The sequence below is a fragment of the Streptomyces gamaensis genome, from assembly GCF_042656465.1.
Taxonomy (GTDB): Bacteria; Actinomycetota; Actinomycetes; order Streptomycetales; family Streptomycetaceae; genus Streptomyces; species Streptomyces gamaensis.
Window position 1 is genome coordinate 1 of sequence record NZ_JBHSPB010000032.1, and the last position, 21334, is coordinate 21334.

Sequence of the window (21334 nt, forward strand, 5' to 3'; positions counted from 1 at the left end):
CTCCAACGGCGCCTCTCGGGCCCGGTGGCACCACCCCCCAGGTCATCGGTTCGACAGGGGGGAACAGCCATGCCGGGCCCGGAGGCCAGCGGCCCTCTTGCAGGACCGCGAAGAACATAACGGGGGGCCGATGCGTTTCCACCGTACTGCCGGTTCGGCCTCTCGACGCCATGAGCGAGGGCACCGGACCCGGACAGCATCGCTGGACGAGCCCGAACTCGACGGGGTGGCAGACGACCTGCGCAATTTTCTGGAACTGCTGGAACGATCCTTGGCCCGGTCCATTGCCACGGGCGAACCGGGATGTCTCTGACCTCGCGACCGCGCCCGCACGCCGCCACGGCTGCCGCAGCCGGCGACAAGGCCGTCACAGCCGCCGACGCTCGGCCGCGCCTTGTGTCGTACCTGTTGCTGACTGGAGGCAGACTGCGGTCAGGCGGTCGGCGGCCCAGGTTTCGGCCTCGGGGCTACTTGTTCCGGGCCGTCGGCCCGGGGCGGACCGGGTGCTGGTCACTGCGCTGCACGGAACGGGAATCCTCGCCCGGCAGAAGGCGCCGATGTCCACGGCCGCCGAGCGGACGAGCTCTTCGAGCCGCCGATCGCCGAGCACCCTTCCGCAGCGGTGCTCGACCGCTGCCATGGCCTGGTCGTAAGGGCCGCGAACGGCTCCGGCGACCGCTGGGGGCCGCAGGCCCATGGAGTGTCGGCCCGGAGGGCAGGGAGAGCAGTTGGTCAGAGGGATGGATGTTGGGCACGCCGGGCCCCCGGTAAGCGACCCGGCGCACACGGACGAGCCCCAACACGCAGGCCGGCCACCGGACATGACCCGTCTCGCGCGAGGGCCGCACCCCGCCTTCCGTCCTGCGGCATCAGCTCGGCCAGCACCTCGGCATTCGTCTCTGGACGGCCTCGACCTGTTCGTCGACCACCTGCGCGCCAGGGTGGCGGTATGCGGGTAGGAACGGTTACGGGTCATCGCTGGCTTGCCCTTCCTGTGCATCGGCCTGATGCCGGAGGGGCTCGCCCGGTTCCCCGGGGATCGGATGGTCGGGCTCCGGGCGAGGGGTGACAGCATGTGAAGATCGTTTTCACGTAGTGATCGTCCACCAGCCTGGGCAATCAGTAGACGGTCCGCACATGGTGACTTCCGGAAGTGCTCCATAGCCTCGCAGACATGAACGGAGCAAGAACTTTCCCGAATGACGTCCCGAGCGTGAGCCGCCGTCGGCGGGTGGCCGCCGTGCTGATCGATGTGCTGCTGCTCGCCGAACTGTGGTGCGTTGTCTCCTCGTCCGTCCTGGCCCGTGCCGCGGACGCGGCCGAGCGTGCCGAGGCGGCGCACCGGAGCGGCCTGGTGCCCTGGCCGGTGGAGCTCGTGCCGTCGCTGGTGGTCGCGGTGGTGGTCGCGGTGCTCTACTTCGGCACGCTGCGCGGGGCCACCCTCGGCATGCGGGCCCTGGGCGCTGTGCGGAGTCGTGCCGTCGGCGAGGAGGGCTGACCCATGGAGATCGTCACCATGGCGCTGATCTCGGCGCTGTTCGCCGCTCTGGTCGGGCGGCCCGAACGCCAGGTGCTCGTCGGGCTCGGCTGTGCCGCGGCCCTGTCGATGATGGTCGCATTCCTGGTCCATTCCCACACCGGTTTCCAGCTCGGCTTCTGAGGAGAACAGACATGGCTGCTTACGCGTCGGAACAACGGGGTGACGGGCTGAGCAAGTTCGGATTCTTCTTTCCCCACGTGTATGTACTCGGCATCTGCGGAGTATTGTTCGGCGGCTTCGTCATGCAGTTCGGACTGAACGAGTTCCCGTGTCCGCTGTGCATGCTGCAGCGCTACGGCATGATGCTGTCCGCGATGGGGCCGATGTGGGTCATTCTCAGGGCGCGCACCGGCAGGGTCACCGGGGCCGACATCGTCACCGGTTACGGATTCTCCGTACTGGTGAGCCTGCTCGCCTCGTTCATCTCGGCCCGGCACATTCTGTTGCACGTGAACGACCCGGGTTACGGCAGCGCGGTGCTGGGGCTGCACACCTACACCTGGGCGTGGATCACCTTCATGGTGGCCACCCTGGCAGCCTCCGTGATGCTGTTGTTCTCCCGGGAGTTCACCCCCGGGGCGGTCACGTACGGGACCGCGTCGCGGGCCACCGTGTGGATCTTCGGTGCGTTCCTGGCGGCGAATCTGGTCAGTGTCGTGATGGAGCAGGGAGTCCACCCGTTGCTCCCGGGCAACCCCGACAGCTACCAGCTGTGGCGCGAGCTCTTGGGGTAGTGCGCCAGGGGGGCGTACGGCGACCGGTGTCAGGCCGGGTGGGCCGGGTGGTGGATGTGCAGGAGCAGCAGCAGGTCCACCGAGCGCGGAGGTTCCCGCCAGTCGGGCCCCAGGAGCCGGTCCAGGACTTCGAGCCTCTGGTAGAGGGTGTTGACATGGATGACGAGCGCGCGGGCGGTCGGCGCGGCTCTGCAGCCGTGTTCGAGATAGCTCCGGAGGGTCTCCAGCAGAGGGATGTGCCGTCGTCGCTGCTCCTCGACGACGGTCCCCAGCATCTGTGCGAACTGGGCCTGGAGTTCCCGCCGTCCCGCGTGGCTGAGCAGCACCCGGTAGAGCCCGAGCTGGCCGGAGGTCGCGGCTTCGCCGGTCCGCCCCAGGGACATCAGGGCCCGCGCGGTTTGTTCGGCGTCGTGGTAGCAGCCGGCCAGTTCCCGGGGGCCGGTACCGGGCCCGGCGATGCCGAGCGTCGCCTCGGGCCTGTCGCGCTCGCCCCATGCGCCGAGCAACGACTCGGGGCTGGTGGCCGGGGCCACGGCGATGAGCCGGTCGCCGTGCCGGGCCGCCACTGTGCCCGGCGGCAGGCCCAGCGCGTGGGGGTGTCCCGGTGCCCGTCGATGCCCCGCTTCCGGCATGGCGACGACGACGCAGTACGGGGCGTCCGGGTCCAGGCCGGTGCTGCGCATCCGTCGGTTCGCGTCGGCGGAACCGCGGTCCGGCCGGGTCAGGAGATCGATCAGCAGGATGTCCCTGGCGGGCCCGGCCCCCGGGGCGACGGCCTCCTCACCGGCCAGGGCGAGCGCGAAGAAGGGCGCCGCCTGTTCGAGCAGGGCCCGGTCCCGTTCCGTGTCCTCGCTGCCGGTGACGATCAGCGCACCGCGCAGGAGACCTCCCGAGACAACGGCCTGCGTGGGCCGGGCCCCGTCCGCCGTCCCCTCGCCGGGCCCCGTGCCGAGGTCCGGGTCCGCATCGGTGAAGTGCACGTCTCCGGTCGTCTGTGCGGCGATTTCGCGTATGAGGTCGTGCGTGTCGCAGCCGCTCAGCACCATGTCGGCCAGTTGCCGGTTCCACAGCAGTGTCCGCGTCAGCTCCGTGTTGGCGGTACGAAGGTGTTCGGCGTCGTGCCGGTACCGCTCGACGCTGTGCGCGGTGTCGATCGCGGTGGCGGCATGTGAGGCGAAGGCCGAGAGCAGACTCGTCTCCGGCCCGGTGAAGGGGTGTTCCGTCCGCCTGCAGACGAAGAGGGCTCCGAGAGAGCGGCGGTGCGAGATCAGCGGGACGCCCAGCACCGCGCGGATGCCTTCTTCCGCCATGGTCGCGTCGGCGGCGGGGAAGTGGGCGAACCCGTTCTCCATGCCGTAGCTGCTGATCGAGACCGGAGCGCCCTGGCCGACGACGAGGCCGCCCAGACCCGCTGTCGCGGGCATGTGCAGGCCGTGCAGACGCGTACTGGCCGCCCCGTGTTCGGCGGCCAGTACGAACTCCCCGTCCCGCAGCAGTCCGATGTAGGCGAGGTCGGCGCCCAGCAGCAGCCGTGCCCAGCGGCTCACCTCGGGGAGAAGGGTGTCCGTACGGCGTATGCCGGCCAAGTGGGCGGCCGCTTCGCTGAGTTGGCGCGACTCGACCGCGCTGCGGCGCTGTTGCCCGAGGAGATCCCTGAGACGCAGCGCGGTCTCCGCCTGTCGTCCGACGTCCTCGGGAGGCGCTCCCGCTCGGAGCAGCGCGTCACGATGCCGGTCGAAGGCGGTCAACGGAGCGCCTTCGACGAGCAGGTCGAGCCATGACGGCGACATGAGCACCCCTTTTCTGCGTGGATGCATGACCCAGGACACATGCATCTATGCTTGTCGACATTACTTGTCTTGTGTGTATTGTTGCATGCAAGATTCCATGTGAGGGTGTGCGGCCCTGTTCTGCCCAGGCGTGCCGCGCATCGCACCGGGCCTCCCGCCGTTGTGAGCCCGGCACCCCCGACTCTCCCGATCAGGACGTCGCGACATGCACCTGCTCGTCAACGGGACCCGGCAGCCACTGGCCGGCGAGATCCCCGTTCCCCCGTCCAAGTACCACGCCCACCGCGCCCTCGTGCTCGCCTCACTGGCGGACGGCACCAGTCGAATACGAGGGGTCTCGGAGAACCGGCAGATCCGCTACACCGTGACCCTGCTGCGCGGCCTTGGGGTCGGCATCCGTATCAAGGACGACTGCTACGTCGTGCACGGTACGGGCGGCCACTACCCCGCCAGACGCACCGCGCTGTCCGCCGGGAACTCCGGCACCACTCTCTACTTCATGACCGGACTGGCCTCGCTCGCCGACAGGCCGGTGACCATCAACGGGCAGAAGTACTTCCGCCGCCGCCCGATGGGCCCGCAGCTGGAAGCCCTGCGGCGGATGGGGGTGCGCCTGGACGCCGAGGAGAACCGCACGCCTATCCGGGTGGAGGCCCACCGGCCGTGCGGCGGACGGGTGCGGGTCCCCGGGACCCTCTCGCAGTGGATCTCCGGACTACTGCTGCTCGCTCCCTTCGCCACCGGGCCCACCACCATCGAGGTCACGGGCCAGCTGAACGAGCGGCCCTACCTCGAACTGACCGTCGCGATGATGCGGCGGTTCGGACTGCGGGTGCGGGTGGCCGACGACTGGCGCCGCTTCGATGTCGAGCCGGGTCAACAGGCCGTCGCCACCGACCTGACGCTGCCCCCGGACATAGGGTCTGCGGCGTTCGGTATCGCCGCCGCCGCGCTCCACCGCTCCGATGTGCTGCTGCGCGGCATGGACCGGGCCGAGGGCGGCTCCGGTGACCACCCCGAGTTCCACTTCCTGGACGTCGCCCGCCGCATGGGCGTACCCATGACCCCGGAGGAGGGCGGGCTGCGCGTCCGCCACGACGGATCCCCGCTGAAGGCCGTGGACGTCGACTGCCGCGACATGCCCGACATGCTGCCGGTCCTGGCCACGATGGCCACCTTCGCCACCGGCGAGTCCGTCTTCCGCAACGTCGCCCACACACGTCTCAAGGAGTCCGACCGGGCCGCCGCGATGCTCCAGCTCAACGCGATGGGCGGCGACCTCGATCTGAGCGGCAGCACGCTGCGGGTCCGGGGTACGGGCCGGCTGCGCGGAGCCCGGCTCTCCTCGTTCAACGACCACCGCATCCAGATGGCCCTCGCGGTGGCGGCCACCGCGGCGAGCGGCTGCTCCACGCTCACCTATCCGCGTGCCCACCGCACGTCGTACCCGGCGTTCGTCACCGCTATGAACTCGCTCGGCCTGTCGGTCTCGACGGAGAACGAATCGATCGCACGGCGCACGCGGTCCCATGACCGCCGCCCCATCCACAACCCGGACCACGCCGCGAGGAGCACCCTCCCCCAGTGGCTACGACGCAGGGCCGCCGACCGCCCCGACGGCCTCGCCCTGGTCGAGCTGCGTGCCGGGCGCGACGACCGCCTGACCTGGCGCGAACTGGCCGAACGAGTCGACCGTACAGCGACAATGCTGCTGCGGTCCGGGGTCACCGCAGGCGACAACGTCGCCTATCAGCTGCCCAACCGGGCCGAATTCGTGGTCATTTCGCTGGCCGTGCTGCGCATCGGCGCCGTGTGCTGCCCCGTGATGCCCTTTCTCCGGGAACGTGAACTCGCCCAGGTGCTACGGCAGTCCGGCGCGCGCGTGCTCTTCGTCACGGACCGCCACGGCACTCGCCGCCCGGCCGAGGAGCTGGCGCAGATGCCCGCTCGGGAGCGCGGTCGGCTGAGCCAGGTGTACGTCCTGCCCGAGGACGTCGGCCCCGCCGGGATCCCCGTGCCGACAGCGGACCTGACCTGGCACGACTGGGAGCAGGCGCTCGCCGACACCGCGATCGACCAGGATGCGCTCGCCGCGTGCGAGCCCACCCCCGAGTCCACCGCCCAGCTGCTGTTCACCTCGGGCACCACCGGGGAGCCCAAGGGCGTCGTCCACTCGTCCGGACACCTCGTCCGGGCGGCCGCCATGGAGATCCGGCACCTGGGACTCGGCGCGCAGGACACCGTCTGGGTGCCCTCGCCACTGGCCCACCAGACCGGCTTCCTCTACGGGATGGTGCTCGCCCTGGTGCTCGGCGTACCGCAGATCCTGCAGGGCGAATGGGAGACCGAGCGGGCGCTGCGCGCCCTCGACGAGCACGGCGCGACCTTCGTGCAGGCCGCCACCCCCTTCCTGGCCGACCTCGTCAAAGCCGTCAAGGACAGCGGCCGGACCCCGCGCCGGCTGCGGATCTTCGTGGCCACCGGGGCCACCGTGCCACGCGGCCTCGCCGCACGGGCCGGCCGGGTGCTGCAAGCCGCCGTGTGCGGCGCGTTCGGCACCACGGAGACCTGTCTGGCCGCGCTGTCCGCACCCGGCGACGAGCCCGCCCGGCGCAGCGGCACCGATGGCCGCGCCCTGGACGGAGTGGAGTTGCGGATCACCGACGGCGGGCGCCTCCTGCCCCCCGGCCTCCAAGGCTGTCTCGAAGTCCGTTCGCCGACCCTGTTCACCGGATATCTCGACCGCCCGGAGCTGACCGCGGACGCCTTCACCGAGGACGGCTGGTACCGCACCGGCGACCTGGCGACGATGGACGCGGCCGGCTTCCTGTGCGTCACCGGACGGGTCAAGGACATCATCAACCGGGGCGGCGAGAAGATCCCGGTGGCCGAGGTGGAACAACTGCTCTTCGAGCACCCGGCCGTCGAGGACGTCGCGGTCGTCGCCATGCCGGACCGGCGCCTGGGCGAGCGTGCCTGCGCCTTCGTCGTCCTCGGCACGCAGCTCTCGTTCGCCGGGATGCAGCGGTACCTGGAGGAGCGCCGTCTCGCCAAGCAGTACTGGCCGGAACGGCTGGAGCCCGTCGACGCGCTGCCGCGCAACCCGATCGGCAAGGTCGAGAAGTTCGCGCTGCGCGAGCGCGCCCGCGGGCTTCGCCCGCACCCCGTCCGGAGGAGCCGGCAGTCCATGCAGCAGAAGGGAACACGGTGATCCGCCTCATGCGATTCGACGAACTCCGTACGCGGGCCGAGCGCTGGGTGACAGGCCCCGGCGAGCGCTGGGCCGAGCGCATCGAGGAGACGGGAGAAGTCCCCGACGAGCTGTGGCAGGAGCTGAACGGCCTCGGATTCCTGCGGGTGTCCGCCCCGGTCGAGTACGGCGGCCACGGAGTGGGCTTCGCACGCTGGATGGAGCTGATGGAGATCTTCTCCCGCTCGCACGGCTCGATACGGATGATCGTCCACGTGGTCAACGGCATCTGGCGCTGCCTGGACGGTCACGCCGACCAGGAGCAGCGCGAGCGTTTCGTCATCCCGTCGGTCACCGGTGACATCAAGGTCGCGTTCGCCCTCACCGAGCCCGGCAACGGCTCCGGCGCCGACATCACCGCCTCCGTGGTCCGGGACGGTGACACCTACGTCCTCACCGGCCGCAAGCACCTGATCACCTTCGGCGTGCGCTGCGACTACTACCTGGTGGCGGCCCGCCTCGAAGGCACCACGGGCCACGAGGGCACCCTCGCCCTGATGGTGCCGCGCCATGCCCGTGGACTGACCGTCGAGGACACCTCGCGCACCATGGGGGTCACCGGCACCGACCACGCCTCGCTCACCTTCGACCGCACCCCCGTACCGGTGGCGAACCGGCTGGGGGAGGAAGGAGACGGCCTGGAGGTGTGCCTCGGCGGGTTCCTCACCCCCTCCCGCATCTCGGTCGCCATGAGTTGTGTGGGACTCGCCCAGCGGGCCCAGCAGTTGGCCCTCGACCACGCACGGCAGCGCGTCACCTTCGGCAAACCGCTCCTCGAACGGCAGGTGGTCCAGTTCATGCTGGCCGACAACGCCGCCGACATCGAGGCCGCCCGACAGCTCGTCCTGCACGCCGCGTGCCGCTTCCAGCGCGGCGGTGACGACGCCCCGATGCTCTCGTCCATGGCGAAGATGCACGCCGTGACCATGCTCACCAAGGTCACCGACAAGGCGCTCCAGATCCACGGCGGCCTCGGCTACTGGAAGCCCGGGGCCATGGAGCGCGTCTACCGGGACGCCAGGGCCCAGCGCTTCGAGGAAGGCACCAACGAGGCGCAGAAGGCCGTGGTCTTCCGTGAGCTGCTGAACCGGGCCGAGTACCAGGAAAGGGGGCTCCGTTGATGACGCACGGTTCCTCGGCCAAGGTCACCCTGATCACCGGCTCCTCGCGTGGCATCGGCCGGGCCCTGGCCCTGACACTGGCCAGGCAGGGCGGCACCGTCGTCGTCAACTGCCGCAAGAACACGGGCCTTGCCCACGAGACGGTGGAGCGCATCCATGAGGCCGGCGGCCGGGGCTTCGCCGTCGCCGCCGACATCGAGACCACCGAGGGCGTCACCGCGCTCTTCGACGCGGTCGCCGAGCGCTGCGGCCGCCTGGACCACTTCGTCTCCAACGCCGCTGCCAGCGCCTTCAAGAACATCGTCGATCTGCGGGCCCACCATCTCGACCGCTCGTTCGCCATGAATGTGCGCCCTTTCGTCCTCGGGGCCCAAGAGGCGGTGAAACTCATGGACAGGGGCGGGCGGATCGTCGGCCTGTCCTCCTACGGCTCCCTGCGGGCCTTCCCCGGATATGCCGCACTCGGCGCCATGAAAGCCGCCGTCGAATCCTGGGTGCGCTCCATGGCCGTGGAGTTCGCCCCGTACGGCATCAGCGTCAACGCGGTCAACGGCGGCCTCATCGACTCCGATTCGCTGAGGTTCTTCTACGGCATTGAGGGCATGCCGCCGATGCGGACCGTCTTCGACCGCATTCCGCTGGGCCGGGCCGGCACCGTCCAGGAGATGGCCGATGCCATCGCCTTCCTGCTGGGCCCCGGCGCGGACTACATCACCGGTCAGACGCTGGTGGTCGACGGCGGGCTCAGCATCACCGCACCGCCCTTCCACGCCGACGCGGGATCCGCCCTCGCCCTGCCGCCGCGGCCCACCCGGGACGACGACCGGGCACCCCGGTGACCAGGTACGGCCACGTCTTCAGGCCCGGTTCCCTCGGCACCCTGCGGCTGCCGCACCGGCTCCTGATGGGTGCCATGCACCTCAACCTGGAGACACTGGACGACGGCGGGGCCGCCCTGGCCGCCTTCTACGCGGAACGGGCGCGCGGCGGCGCTGCGTTGATCGTCACCGGCGGCGCCGCGGTCAACCGGGCCGGGGCGGGCGGCCCCGGCTACGCGCTGCTCACCGACCCGGCGCACCGGGCGGCGCTGGGCAGGGCCGCCCGTGCCGTGCACGCGGCGGGCGGCCGCATCGCCCTGCAACTGTTCCACGCGGGCCGGTACGCGCCCGCCGCGAACGCCCTCGCGCCGTCCGCCGTGTACAGCCGGTTCACCCGTGGCACGCCGCGGGAGATGACCTCCGGGCAGATAGCGGAAACCCTCGCCGATTTCGCGGCCGGCGCCCGTCTGGCACAAGAACTCGGCTTCGACGCGGTCGAGTTGATGGGGGCCCAGGGATACCTCCTCAACCAGTTCACCGCGCCCGTCACCAATGTGCGGGACGACGCGTGGGGAGGGGACGCCGTACGCCGCCGCCGGGCTCCCGTCGCGGCCGTGCGGGCCGTGCGGGCCGCGGTCGGCGACGGCTTCCCCGTGCTGTTCCGCATGTCGGCCGCCGACCTCGTCGACGGAGGCACACCCGCGGACGAGGCCGCCGCGCTCGCCGTGGCCCTGGCGGACGCGGGGGCCGACGCCCTCTCCGTCTGCGTCGGCTGGCACGAGTCCCCCGTGCCCACGGTCCAGTCCGAGGTACCCGCGGGAGCGTGGCTGACGTACGCACGGAACATCGGGCAGGCCCTGCGCGACGGCGGCCACGGGAGCACACCGGTCATCGCCTCCCACCGGTTCACCCGGCTCGCCGAGGCCGACGAGGCCCTCGCGAGCGGCGCCGCGGACTTCGTCGCCATGGCCCGCCCCTTCCTCGCCGACCCCGCCATCGTCGCCAAGTCCCGTGCGGGCAGAGCCGCGACAGTGGAACAGTGCCTCGCCTGCAACCAGGCGTGCATCGACCGCTCCTTCGGCCAGGAGCGCGTCTCATGCCTGGTCAACCCCCGCGCGGGCCACGAAACGGAGTTTCCGCTCAGGACCGTCGGCCGCACGGGCCGCTACACGGTCATCGGCGCCGGCCCCGCCGGCCTGGAAGCGGCGCGCACGCTGGCCGGGTTCGGGCATCACGTCCAGTTGTACGAGGCCGCCGACCGGCCCGGCGGACAGCTGAACCTCGCCGCCCGGGTCCCCGGCAAGGAGGAGTTCGCCGAGACCGTACGCCGACGTGTGCGCCAACTCGCCGACCTGGGAGTGGAACTGCGGCTCGGCCACCGCGTCGCAACGAGCGACCTCCCGTCACTCGCGGCGTCGGACGGCGTGGTCCTGGCCACCGGCGTTCTGGACGTACGTCCGGAACTGCCGGGAACGCCACTGCGCCATGTCATCGGCTACCCCCACGCGTTCACCGCCCCGGAGACCCTCGGCCGGCGCGTCGCGGTCATCGGCGGCGGGGCGATCGCGGTGGACCTCGCCCGGCTGCTCACCGCCGACGGCACCACCGGTCGCGAGGTGACGCTGTTGCGGCGCGGTGAACGGATCGGCGCCGGAATCGGCCCCAGCACCCGCTGGGTGGCCCTCTGCGAACTGCGCGCCCGCCGGGTCCGGATGCTCACTGGGGTCCGCTACCGGGAGATCACCCGCGACGGGGTGCGGATCACGGACGCCGAGGGCACCGAGCGGCACATCGCCGCGGACACCGTGGTGCTGGCAGCGGGGCAGGAACGCGAACTCGACGTCTCGGCCGCACTGCGCCGCGCCGGGATCCGGTTCGTGGCCGCGGGCGGAGCCGCCGGAACCGAGGGACTGAACGCGGCGCGCGCCACGGCCGAAGGGCTGCGCGCCGCATACCGGATCGCAGGAGGAGCACCGTGCTGAGCAGCAGGCAGATCGTGGTGACCGGTTTCGGGGCTGTCACCCCCGTGGGCAACGACCGGGAGAGCACCTGGCGGGCCCTGCTCGCGGGCAGGACCGGGGTCGGCCCGATCACCCGTTTCGACGCCTCCGGCCTGCCGACGCGTATCGCCGCCGAGGTCGAGGACTTCGACCCCGCCGCCCTGCTCGACCGCAAGCGGGAGCGGCGTTCGGCCCGCTTCTCCCAACTGGCGGTGGCGGCCGCCCGGGAGGCGTGCGACGACGCGGGGCTGGCCCTCGGGGACGACGGCATCGACGCCCGGCGGGTGGGCGTCGTCCTCAACAGCGCCGTGGCCGGGATGGACCGCGTCGAGGCGAGCGCCGTGGCCATGCGCACCGTGCCGCGCGGAGTCAGCGCCTATTTCGTCTCCTCCGTCATCCCCAACATGGCCGCCTGCGAGGTCGCTATCGACATCGGCGCCCGCGGTCCGGTGACCGCCGGCGCACTGGCCTGTGCCAGCGGCGTCCACGCCCTGCTGGAGGCGCGGCGGTTGATCCTTTCCGGGGAGGCCGACGTGGTCGTGGCCGGCGGCACGGACGCGGCGATCACTCCGGTGATGTTCGCCGGCCTGTGTGCCATGGGTGTCCTCTCCCGGCGCAACGACGAACCCTCGCGCGCCAGTCGCCCCTTCGACGCCGACCGTGAGGGATTCGTCTTCGGCGAGGGATCCGTCGTCTGCGTCATGGAGTCGGCGGAGCACGCGAGGGCGCGCGGAGCACGGGCCTACGCGGAGGTCGCCGGAGGAGCCCTCACCTCGGACGCGTTCCATGTCAGCGCACCGGACCCCAGCGGAGCCGGGGCCGCCACAGCGATGGAACAGGCCCTGGACGCCGCCGGCGTGGCGGCGGACGACGTCGACTGCATCTGCGCCCACGGCACCGGCACACGTGTCAACGACCTGCTGGAGACCCGGGCCATCCGCCAGGTGTACGGCGGACACGCCTACCACCTCGCGGTCAGCTCGCCCAAGTCGATGACCGGCCACCTCATCGGCGCCGCCGGAACCCTCTCCGCCATGGTCGGCGCGCTCGCGATGCGGGACGGCCTCGTGCCGCCCACGATCAATCTCGACAGGCCGGGCGAGGAATGCGACCTCGACTACGTGCCCCACACCGCGCGCGGAATCCGGGTGCGAGCGGCGGTCGTCAACGCCTTCGGCTTCGGCGGACAGAACTGCGTGGCCGTGCTCAAGGCGCTGTGACCCGCACCCACAACGAACAGAGGAGAACCAAGTGGACAACGTCGCCGAGCAGATGGTGCGCATACTCCGGGATTCCGGTGTGCGACGGATCTACGGCATCGTGGGGGACAGCCTCAACCCGGTGGTGGACGCGGTCCGGCGCACCGAGGACATCGACTGGGTGCACGTCCGGCACGAGGAGACGGCGGCGTTCGCCGCCGCCGCCGAGGCACAGGTGACCGGGCGGCTCGCGGTGTGCGCGGGGAGCAGCGGGCCGGGCAACCTCCACCTGATCAACGGCCTCTACGACGCGCACCGCAGCGGCGCCCCGGTACTGGCGATCGCCTCGCACATCCCGTCCCCCCAGATCGGCACCGGATTCTTCCAGGAGACCCACCCGGAGGAACTCTTCCGCGAGTGCAGCCACTTCAGCGAGCTGGTCTCCCAACCCGAGCAGATGCCACGGCTGTTGCGCATCGCCATGCAGACCGCGGTCGGACGCGGCGGCGTGTCCGTACTGGCCCTTCCCGGCGATGTCTCGCACAGGAAGGCCGTCGCGCCCGGCTCCGGGCCGATCGCTTTGGTGCCTCCGTCGCCGGTGGTGCCGACCTCCGACCGGATCGAGGAGCTCGCCCAGCTGCTGAACTCCGGCGAGAAGGTCATGCTGTTCTGCGGTGCCGGCTGCCGGGGCGCGCACGCCGAGGTCATGGAGCTGGCCGAGCGGCTGGCCGCGCCGGTCGGGCATTCACTGGGCGGCAAGGAGTGGATCCAGTACGAGAACCCCTTCGACGTCGGAATGAGCGGACTGCTGGGCTATGGCGCCTGCCATGACGCGATGCACCGTGCCGACCGGATCGTGCTGCTGGGCACCGACTTCCCGTACGACGGTTTCCTGCCGCAGGCACGCACGGTGCAGGTGGACATCGACCCGGCCCGGCTGGGCCGCCGCACCGCGTTGGACCTCGCCGTGCACGGGGACGTCAAGGAGACCGTCAAGGCCGTGCTGCCGCTGCTCCGGCCGGGCCGCAACCGACAGTTCCTGGACGGGATGCTGCGCGAGCACGCCCACCGGCTGGAGAAGGTCGTCGGCGCCTACACCACCAAGATCGAGCACCAGACACCCATCCATCCCGAGTACGTCACCGCCGTACTGGACGAACTCGCGGCCGACGACGCCGTGTTCACCGTCGACACCGGGATGTGCAATGTGTGGGCCGCCCGGTATCTGACGCCCAACGGCCGCCGCCGGGTGATCGGTTCGTTCCGGCACGGCAGCATGGCCAACGCGCTGCCGCAGGCCATCGGCGCGCAGCTGGCCGAGCCCGGACGTCAGGTGGTGTCCCTCTCCGGCGACGGCGGTCTGGCCATGCTGATGGGGGACCTGCTCACCGTGTCCGCCCAGGACATCCCGGTGAAGGTGGTGCTGTACAACAACGCCTCCCTGGGCATGGTCAAGCTGGAGATGCTCGTGGACGGCCTGCCCGATCACGCCACCGATCACGCCCGGGTGGACTTCAGCGCGATCGCCACCGCCTGCGGCATCCGCGCCACCAGGGTGGAGCAGCCCAGCGAGGTGGGCCGCGCGCTGGCCGAGGCACTGTCCCGGCCCGGCCCGGAGCTGGTCGAGGTGATCACCGACCCCAACGCCCTGTCCATTCCGCCCAGGGTCACCGGCGACATGGTCCGGGGATTCGCGCTGGCCGCCGGCAAGGTCGCGCTGGGGGGAGGCGTCGGCAAGATGATCGAGCTGGCACGGAGCAACCTGCGCAACATACCCGGTCTGTAGGGGCGTTCTCGCCCCACTCGCTCACCCTGGAAAGACAAAGGATCACCATCCCCCGTGTTCGCATCATCGCTGTCCCGCGCCCTGCGCGCCACAGACCGTCATATACCCCTGGGCCGCACCGTCCGCGGTGCCGTCACGCTCGCGTGCGCCCTTGGTATCGCTCCCCGGCTGGACCCCGTCGCGGGCCTCGTCTGCGTCGCGGGGGCCATATGGGGCATCAACGCCGACCACAGCGGCCCCCACCGAGAACGTTTCGCGCGGCTGGCCGCCGTCATGGCGGCGGGTGCCGCAGGTGTCCTCCTGGGCTGTCAGTTCCACGACAGTGCGTGGGGCCAGATCGTGACGCTGGCCGTATCGGGCCTGGTGGCAGGCCTGCTCACCGGTTTCGGGGCGACCGGACAGGTGGCCGGGCTGGCTCTGACGGTCATGGCCGCCATCGGCTGCGGGGTCGAGGGCGCACTGCCCGCCTGGTCGTGCGCCGCCGACTACTTGCTCGGCTGTCTGCCCATGGCGGTGATGGCCGTGGCCGCCGCGTGCGCGGTGCGTGTCCCCGAGCCGGACGGGAACGCCCGGGTCACGGGCGTGTGCCGGTGGCGGTGGGTGCGCAGCATCCGGCAGGCGGGGTGCATGGGTGTCGCGGGGGGAGTCGCGCTGGCCCTGCATCCGGAACACTCGTTCTGGCTGCCGCTGACCACCGCGATGGTCTTCCGGGTCGACGATCCCTGCTTGCTGCGGCGGGCGGGGAGCCGGTTCTTCGGCACCGTACTGGGCCTGGGGATCTCCCTGGCGTTGGTGGCCACGGTGCCGGACGGCTGGGCACTCGTCCTGGTGGCGGCCCTGGTCGGAGCGCTCACCCCCAAGCTGACGGAGCTGTCGTACGCACTGCACACCGCTCTGATCACGGTGGTGATCCTGGGGCTGGTGCGGCCGGTGTCGGAGGGAGGCGGACCACTGTTCTCCGCCCGTCTGCTGGACACCGCTCTGGCCTGCCTCCTGGCGGTGATCTTCGGGTACGTGCTGTGGCCGCACGGGCCCCGGCCCGATGTCGCGAGCCACGGTCTGCCGAGCGGCACACGGCCGGCGGCTCCGGCAGCCGGCGGGGAACGGCCGCTGGAGGACCGGGAATGCGCGGTGGCTGTCGATCGCGTGGAGGACCGGGGGAGTGCGGCGGCTGCCGATGGCACGTGCGAGCCCTCGGAGGGGCGGTCCCGGTGAGGGACCAGGGCCACAGGGCCTGTGAGCACGGATTCCCCGTGTGCGACGAGGAGGTGGGCTGCGGCCTCTGCGACGCCTGCGCGGGACGGGACCGCGTGACCCGGCCGGACGCCGGGACGACACCCGCCTTCGCGCGCGTGCCCGATGCCTTTCTCGCCGAGGGGCCGGAAGGACGCACCCGGGCGGGCAAGGAGCCGCCGCACGAGGACATACCGGGCATCATCGGCTGTCCGACGTGCCGTTGGGACAACCCCGATACCCGTACCTTCTGCTGGACCTGCGGTGCTCCGCTGCGGTCCGCCGGGCTGTGGAACCCGCTGACGTGGTGCAGGCGACTGCGCGCACGACGGCCCGAGCGACCGGTGATACGGCAGCGCGGCGTGCTGTGGTACGTGCTGTGGACCGCGCTCCCGGTGGCGAGCGCCACCGCCTTGTCGATCGGATGGTGGTGGCGATGACCTTCCGCGCCGAACTGTCCGCACCGCCCGGCTCCGTACGGCCCGGTGAGACCTTCACCGCCGCCCTGACGGTGCGCAACGAGGGCCGGGACGTGGATGTCTACACCTTGACGATGCTGGGGCTCCCGGAGCAGTGGACCCAGAAGGAGCTCGGACAGCTGGCGGTCCCTCCGGGGAACGGCGAACGGATCCGGATCCCGGTACCGGTGCCGCGCGGCAGCGAACTCAAGCCGGGGAGGCTGGTGTTCGCGGTCAAGGTCGTCTCGGCGGCCAGCGGGCATGTGGCGATCCCCGAGGCACAGATCGAGGTGGAGGCATTCCGGGACCTCCATATCGAGACGGACCGGCCCCGGGTGAGCGGAAGGTTCTTTGCAAGCAACCTCATCACCTTCCGGAACACCGGGAACACCGACGTCGACCTGAGGCTGTGTGCTGCTCCGGAAGACGGGAAGGCGCCCCTCACGGCACGGCTGGGCTGTTCCGAACTCGTCCTCCGCCCCGGGCAGAAGGCGCGCGTCAGGGTACTGCTGCGCGTGGTCGGGCGGACCACGGCAGCCGCCTGCGGGAGCTGGAACATCGATATCGCGGCACAGGCGGCGGAGGGCACGGCCGGGACGGCCGCGTTCCTCTTCACCCGGCGCCCGGCCCTGATGACGGCAGCGGCCTGCAAGACAGCTCTGGCCCTGCTGCTGGCCGCCCTGGCCGGAGTCGCCGTGTGGCTGTCACCCCTCGGAGGAAACCCATGACCCCGGGCATCAACGGGATTGCCGTAACAGAACGGAGGGCCGGATCCCAGTGAGAATCCGCCACAAGAGCAAGGCTCCCGCACGATGCGAGCCGTTCGACCACGTGACCGATGTCGACCGCTTCCTCGGCAACCTGCACGGAGGGAAGGGCCACCGCACCGGACCACAGCACCTGTCCGCCACTATCGCCCACGTCATGAACTCCTACCGGGCGAAAAGTGTCGCCGTCCCCGCCGTCCTGCCGGAGACGTGGCTCGACGACCTTCCGGCGGACACCGTCGTCCTGCGCGACGACCCGCCGCTCACCCTGCACCAGTTGGAAGCGGCCCACATCTCTCTGACGGCCTGCGCGCTGGCGGTGGCCACCAGCGGCGCCGTCGCCCTGGACGGCGGGCCCGGCCAGGGCAGAAGGGTGCTGAGCCTGATACCGGAGCGCCATGTGTGCGTGGTGCGTGCCTCGCAGATCGTGGACACGCTCTCCGGAGCCTTCTTCGCCTTCACCTCGAAGCGGTCGGTCATGTGGATCACGGCGCCCTCGGACGGTGTCCTGTACGGCCGGCGGTCCCTTGACGTCATCGTCGTGGACGACCGGGTGTGAACACGGCCGCCGCCACCCCGGCCCGGTACGGGAGAGGTCCATGGAATCCGTTGTCAAGCGGGTGATCGTCGGTGCGGGCGGGCGCCCGGAGCAATTGGCCGCCCTGCGCCGTGCCGCGGGGGAAGCCCGCCGCCATCGGGCCGAACTGCATGTGGTCGCCGCGTATGGCGCGGGAGAGACCTGCCGTTCCGGTCCCCATTCCATCGGCACCCTGGATCTGCTCGTGGCGCAGCGCGCCGCCGCCACAGCCGTCCTGCGCGAGGCGTGCGCCAAGGCCCTGGGCTCCGTTCGGGACGATCTCTCCGCGGTCCTGGTGGCGGTGCGCGGACACCCGGCTCACGTCCTGCTCCAGCACGCCGATGACCAGGGAGACCTGCTCGTCGTGGGGATCCGGCCGGCGGGCCCGGTGCGCGGTGCGTTCAGCCGGCGGGTGGCTCGCGTGTGCCTGAGGCACGCTCGCTGTCCCGTCCTCGTGGTGCCGCACCATGGCGGCCTGACGGGCTGTCAGTGAATGGGCGGTGGTGCCCGTCCGGCTCCGGCTGGGGCCGGAGCTCGGGCCGGCGGCGTTTGCCGAATCCGTCCCACCCGCGTTCGTAGGCGGTCATGCCGCCCCATATGCCGAACGTTTCGGGAAGGGACCGGGCATGGTCGAGGCATTGCCTGCGGACCGGGCAGTCGGCACATATCGCCTTCGCGGTCGCGATGTCCTTTTCCTGGCCGCGTTGTTTGGCGAAGAACACCTCGCCGTCGGTGCCGGCGCAGGCGGCGTTGTCCTGCCACTGCGCGGCCCACGCCGGATTCTCGGGAAGGCGCGGACGACGGCCGGGCTCCGGTGCGGGGGTGAGATGGGCCATGTCCCGGCACTCCATAGCGGTTCAGCTGACGAGAATGACGTCGAGGGTCCGTGAGGCGGGAGTTCTCCGGTCGCGGGTGGGCTCGACGCTCGCCGTGGTGAAGGGGCGCGTGATCCATACCATCGGCCATGCGGGGGCGAGTTCGCCGAGTTCGGCGGCGAGGTCGTCCGGGGCGCACAGGACGCACACGTGGTGGCCGGCAGGGTGGTCCAGGACATCGCCGTGGCGGTCGGAGCCGCAGTCCACGGCGACGCCTCCGGCGGGAGCCGCGGACAGCCGGCAGGTGGTGATGTGCGCATGGACGACGTCGCGCTGATGAGGAGACAGAGGCGCTTCGTCGCGGAGCACGGCCACACTGTCCGGCAGAGCGCTCAGCCATTGCGCCGGCATGTCCTCGGGAACGGCCACGCGTTCGGCCTTGTACCGGTTGAGCGTGCCGGCGATGGCGGCAGGCAGACCCTTCCGGGAGACGCGGTGGACCGTGGTGCTGGATTCCCGCATACAGGCGATGAGCCGGTCGGCGCCTGTCGGTGCCACGGACGCGGGGCCGCGACGCACACTGCTGTCCTCGGCGCGCGTGTCCGGGCAGTAGCCGGACAGGACTGCGTGGATGCGGTCGAGCAGGCCGTGGTGCGGGTGCATGGGCTTGGGGGCTCCTTCGGTAGCACGGCAAGGCCGCGGGCACGGGCGGGTCTTCGGGGGTTCCTCGACCGGGGCCCGTGCCCGTCGGGTGCCGTCAGCGGGTGATGAGCACGGTGAGCCGGCGCGGGCCGTGGACGCCCTGGACGCGGATCATCTCGATGTCCGCGGTGGCCGAGGGCCCGGCGAACCAGGTCAGCGGCCGGCGCGGGTCGAGCTCGCCGATGACCTCCGGCAGGCCCGAGGCGATCCGGTCCTCGCGGAGAACACAGACGTGGATGTCGGGCAGCAGCGTGGGGGCACGCCGCCCTTGGCCGGGTCCGCCGTCGAGCACGATCGTGCCGGACTCGGCGATGCCGGCCGCACTGGTCGTCACCACGGCGTCAATGGCGTCGAGTTCGGCATCAGGGAGAGGCGGGCTGTCCGGTCGCAGCTGTCCGGACCACCGCGCCAGCCACTCCCGCGGGAAGCCCTCGGGTACGACGGCGGATCGCGCTCCCTGGGCGTCGAGTGCGTCCGCGACCGCCGCCGGGAGTTCCCGCGCGTCGACCCGGCGCACCCGCGCGCCGTACTCGTCCAGTCGCTCGGCCATCAGCGCCACGACGGCCGCGCGGTCGCCGTCGGCAACTCCGGGGGCGTGCCGCAGATATGTGCGCGGAATGGGCACCGGGTCCGGCGGCAGATCGGCGATGGCCGCGCGGATGCGCGCCAGAACGGTGTCGCGGGAGCTCATTTCGTGCCTCCGTCCGTGCGCTTCCACCAACTGCGGAAGGACTCCTTGGGGATGTCGGGAATGAGGCGGCTGCCGGTCCAGCCGTGCAGGGGGCCGGGCATCCTCATCTTCCTGGGCACCGCCGCCCCGACTTTGCCGGCTGCCTTGATGGCCGCGTTCCACATGGGGTTGTGCTCCATGACGGTCTCGACCGCCTTCAACGCCACGCGCTCCGCCGGGTGTTGGACCTTCGCGTCGCCCTCGGCGACGTCGGAGCGCAACTTGAGGAGTACGTCGGTGAAGCGGATCCTGACCGGGCAGACCTCGTTGCACGCTCCGCACAGCGAGGACGCGTAGGGCAGGGAGGCGGTCTGGGGGTCGTCGGGGCCCTTGAGCAGGGGGTTGAGGATGGCGCCGATCGGGCCGGGGTAGACCGAGCCGTACGCGTGGCCGCCGGTGCGCTCGTAGACGGGGCAGATGTTCATGCAGGCGCCGCAGCGGATGCAGCGCAGGGCCTGCCGGCCGACGGGGTCGGCGAGCGCGCGGGTACGGCCGTTGTCGACGAGGACCAGGTGGAAGGCGCGCGGCCCGTCCCCGTGTGCGAGGGCAGATCGTCGCCCAACTGCACGATGGTCGCGGCGAGATCGGTCTCGCGGGCGCTGATCCCGGCTTCCTCCAGCGCCTGGTCGAGGCCGATCTCCTCGGTGAGCATCGACTTGACCTTGACGATCTCCGTCTCGCCGGTCTCGTGGACCAGGCGGGTGATGATCCGGTTGGCCTCGGCGGCGTCGGCTGCCCAGTGGACCGTGCCGCCTGCCGCGGTCACCTTGTCCTCCAGCTGCTCCAGGTAGGTGTCGAGGTGGCCCAGCACCTCGTCCTTGAGCGCGGCCGCCGTGTCCCTGAGGTCCTGCCAGTCCGGCCGCTCGGCGACCAGCTGGGCCCGCTTGCCGCGGATGGTGTGCGTCGCACGGCGCACATTGGCACGCAACTGCCCGTCCGCGGTCGCCCCCACGGCTGCCTCGGGAAACGTGGGCCAGTTGACGAAGGTCTTGCTCATCGGGCCGCTCCTGCCTGTACCACCGGGATGCCGTCCATGGGACCGTCCGCTTCCGTCCTGGCCAGGATCTCGACCAGGTGCATGGTCCGGACCGGGTGGCCGTCCTTGGCGAGGCGGCCGCCGATGTTCATCAGGCACGAGTTGTCGACGGCGGCCAGCACATGAGCGCCGGTCTCCAGCACGTGCCGGGCCTTGTCCCCGTTCATGGCCCCGGACACCGCCCCGTTCTTCACCGAGAAGGTGCCGCCGAAGCCGCAGCACTCCTCCTGGGCCGGCAGCTCGACGAAGTCGATCCCCTTGACGGCCCGCAACAGTCGGTACGGGCGATCCCCCAGAGCACCCGCCCGCAGACTGTGACAGGTCGGGTGATAGGTGACGCGGTGCGGGAAGAAGGCACTCACGTCCTCCTTGCCGAGCTTGTCGGTGAGATAGGTGGTCAGCTCGTACACCCGGGGCGCGAGCTCACGCACGTCCCTGAGCAGACCCGCGTCGCCCACGGACTCCGCGGCGACCGTGTACGACTCGGAGGGCATGCCGCCGCACGAGGCGGACGGCACGACGATCTCGTCGTAGCCCTCGAAGGCCTTCACGAAGTGGCGGGCGAGCCTGGCGGTCTCGGCCCGGTATCCGGTGTTGTAGTGCATCTGCCCGCAGCAGCTCTGCTCCCGGGGAAAGTCCACCTCTACGCCGAGCCGGCGGAGCAGGGCGACGGTGGCCTGCCCGCTCCGGGGATAGAGCGCGTCATTGAGACATGTCACGAAGAGTGCGGTGCGCATGGCGTCCTTCTCTGGCGTGGATCCTTGCATGCAAGCATACA

19 protein-coding genes and 2 pseudogenes are annotated in these 21334 nt (G+C 71.1%); 14 read left to right on the forward strand and 7 right to left on the reverse strand.

Going from position 1 to position 21334, the window contains the following annotated elements; translation table 11 throughout:
* Positions 1-517 precede the first annotated feature (517 nt).
* Positions 518-857: pseudogene (locus tag ACFP1Z_RS31315) on the reverse strand (ISKra4 family transposase); the annotation flags it as partial.
* A gap of 356 nt (positions 858-1213) precedes the next feature.
* Here ACFP1Z_RS31315 and ACFP1Z_RS31320 point away from each other — a divergent pair.
* Genes ACFP1Z_RS31320 through ACFP1Z_RS31330 form a run of 3 tightly spaced genes read left to right on the forward strand, consistent with a single transcriptional unit; the run spans position 1214 to position 2274 of the window.
* A complete protein-coding gene (locus ACFP1Z_RS31320) occupies positions 1214-1498 on the forward strand; it encodes a hypothetical protein (RefSeq protein ID WP_390321118.1) in 285 nt (94 codons plus the stop codon).
* Positions 1499-1501: 3 nt separating this feature from the next.
* Complete coding sequence (locus ACFP1Z_RS31325; protein WP_390321119.1) at positions 1502-1660, forward strand: hypothetical protein; 159 nt, start codon at positions 1502-1504, stop codon at positions 1658-1660.
* 11 nt (positions 1661-1671) lie between these two features.
* Positions 1672-2274, forward strand: coding sequence for a disulfide bond formation protein B (locus tag ACFP1Z_RS31330; RefSeq protein WP_390321120.1), 603 nt, complete (start codon positions 1672-1674; stop codon positions 2272-2274).
* 29 nt (positions 2275-2303) lie between these two features.
* Here ACFP1Z_RS31330 and ACFP1Z_RS31335 read toward each other — a convergent pair whose 3' ends face one another.
* On the reverse strand, positions 2304-4064 hold the full coding sequence (locus ACFP1Z_RS31335) for a helix-turn-helix domain-containing protein (protein ID WP_390321121.1): 1761 nt from the start codon (positions 4062-4064) through the stop codon (positions 2304-2306).
* A gap of 205 nt (positions 4065-4269) precedes the next feature.
* Between ACFP1Z_RS31335 and aroA the strand changes: the two genes are divergently transcribed.
* From aroA to ACFP1Z_RS31390, 11 genes are all read left to right on the forward strand, one after another.
* Entirely contained in the window at positions 4270-7275 is a 3006-nt protein-coding gene (gene aroA / locus ACFP1Z_RS31340) for a 3-phosphoshikimate 1-carboxyvinyltransferase (RefSeq protein WP_390321122.1), read from the forward strand.
* A gap of 8 nt (positions 7276-7283) precedes the next feature.
* Positions 7284-8435, forward strand: coding sequence for an acyl-CoA dehydrogenase family protein (locus ACFP1Z_RS31345; protein ID WP_390321123.1), 1152 nt, complete (start codon positions 7284-7286; stop codon positions 8433-8435).
* A complete protein-coding gene (gene chcA, locus ACFP1Z_RS31350; RefSeq protein WP_390321124.1) occupies positions 8435-9274 on the forward strand; it encodes a 1-cyclohexenylcarbonyl-CoA reductase in 840 nt (279 codons plus the stop codon). Before ACFP1Z_RS31345 ends, chcA begins: the two co-directional genes overlap by 1 nt.
* A complete protein-coding gene (locus ACFP1Z_RS31355; protein ID WP_390321126.1) occupies positions 9271-11235 on the forward strand; it encodes an oxidoreductase in 1965 nt (654 codons plus the stop codon). The genes chcA and ACFP1Z_RS31355 overlap by 4 nt, the downstream gene beginning before the upstream one ends.
* Before the next feature lie 14 nt (positions 11236-11249).
* Positions 11250-12473 carry a beta-ketoacyl-ACP synthase II gene (gene fabF, locus ACFP1Z_RS31360; RefSeq protein WP_390321172.1) on the forward strand — a complete coding sequence of 408 codons (1224 nt, stop codon included), beginning with the start codon at positions 11250-11252 and terminating at the stop codon, positions 12471-12473.
* Positions 12474-12525: 52 nt separating this feature from the next.
* Positions 12526-14238: a pyruvate dehydrogenase gene (locus tag ACFP1Z_RS31365; protein ID WP_390321173.1), complete on the forward strand. Its 1713-nt coding sequence runs from the start codon at positions 12526-12528 to the stop codon at positions 14236-14238.
* Positions 14239-14292: 54 nt separating this feature from the next.
* Positions 14293-15453 carry an FUSC family protein gene (locus ACFP1Z_RS31370; protein ID WP_390321127.1) on the forward strand — a complete coding sequence of 387 codons (1161 nt, stop codon included), beginning with the start codon at positions 14293-14295 and terminating at the stop codon, positions 15451-15453.
* Positions 15454-15491: 38 nt separating this feature from the next.
* Positions 15492-15911, forward strand: a complete 420-nt coding sequence (locus ACFP1Z_RS31375) for a hypothetical protein (RefSeq protein WP_390321128.1) — start codon at positions 15492-15494, stop codon at positions 15909-15911.
* Positions 15908-16657 (forward strand): COG1470 family protein, encoded by a 750-nt coding sequence (locus tag ACFP1Z_RS31380; RefSeq protein WP_390321129.1) that lies wholly within the window; start codon positions 15908-15910, stop codon positions 16655-16657. The genes ACFP1Z_RS31375 and ACFP1Z_RS31380 overlap by 4 nt, the downstream gene beginning before the upstream one ends.
* A 103-nt stretch (positions 16658-16760) precedes the next feature.
* Positions 16761-17255, forward strand: a complete 495-nt coding sequence (locus ACFP1Z_RS31385; protein ID WP_390321131.1) for an LUD domain-containing protein — start codon at positions 16761-16763, stop codon at positions 17253-17255.
* Between the two features lie 40 nt (positions 17256-17295).
* Positions 17296-17766 carry a universal stress protein gene (locus ACFP1Z_RS31390; RefSeq protein ID WP_390321132.1) on the forward strand — a complete coding sequence of 157 codons (471 nt, stop codon included), beginning with the start codon at positions 17296-17298 and terminating at the stop codon, positions 17764-17766.
* On the opposite strand, the gene ACFP1Z_RS31395 is transcribed toward ACFP1Z_RS31390, so the two are convergent.
* The 5 genes and pseudogenes from ACFP1Z_RS31395 to ACFP1Z_RS31415 form a co-directional block, all read right to left on the reverse strand.
* On the reverse strand, positions 17675-18124 hold the full coding sequence (locus ACFP1Z_RS31395) for a WhiB family transcriptional regulator (RefSeq protein ID WP_390321133.1): 450 nt from the start codon (positions 18122-18124) through the stop codon (positions 17675-17677). The two genes, ACFP1Z_RS31390 and ACFP1Z_RS31395, sit on opposite strands and share 92 nt — an antisense overlap.
* 6 nt (positions 18125-18130) lie before the next feature.
* On the reverse strand, positions 18131-18751 hold the full coding sequence (locus tag ACFP1Z_RS31400; RefSeq protein WP_390321134.1) for a hypothetical protein: 621 nt from the start codon (positions 18749-18751) through the stop codon (positions 18131-18133).
* A 94-nt stretch (positions 18752-18845) separates the two neighbouring features.
* Positions 18846-19481, reverse strand: coding sequence for a LutC/YkgG family protein (locus ACFP1Z_RS31405; protein WP_390321135.1), 636 nt, complete (start codon positions 19479-19481; stop codon positions 18846-18848).
* A pseudogene (locus tag ACFP1Z_RS31410) lies at positions 19478-20517 on the reverse strand (4Fe-4S dicluster domain-containing protein). The gene ACFP1Z_RS31405 and the pseudogene ACFP1Z_RS31410 overlap by 4 nt, the downstream one beginning before the upstream one ends.
* Positions 20514-21293: a (Fe-S)-binding protein gene (locus ACFP1Z_RS31415; protein WP_390321136.1), complete on the reverse strand. Its 780-nt coding sequence runs from the start codon at positions 21291-21293 to the stop codon at positions 20514-20516. Before ACFP1Z_RS31415 ends, ACFP1Z_RS31410 begins: the two are co-directional and overlap by 4 nt.
* Positions 21294-21334 lie beyond the last annotated feature (41 nt).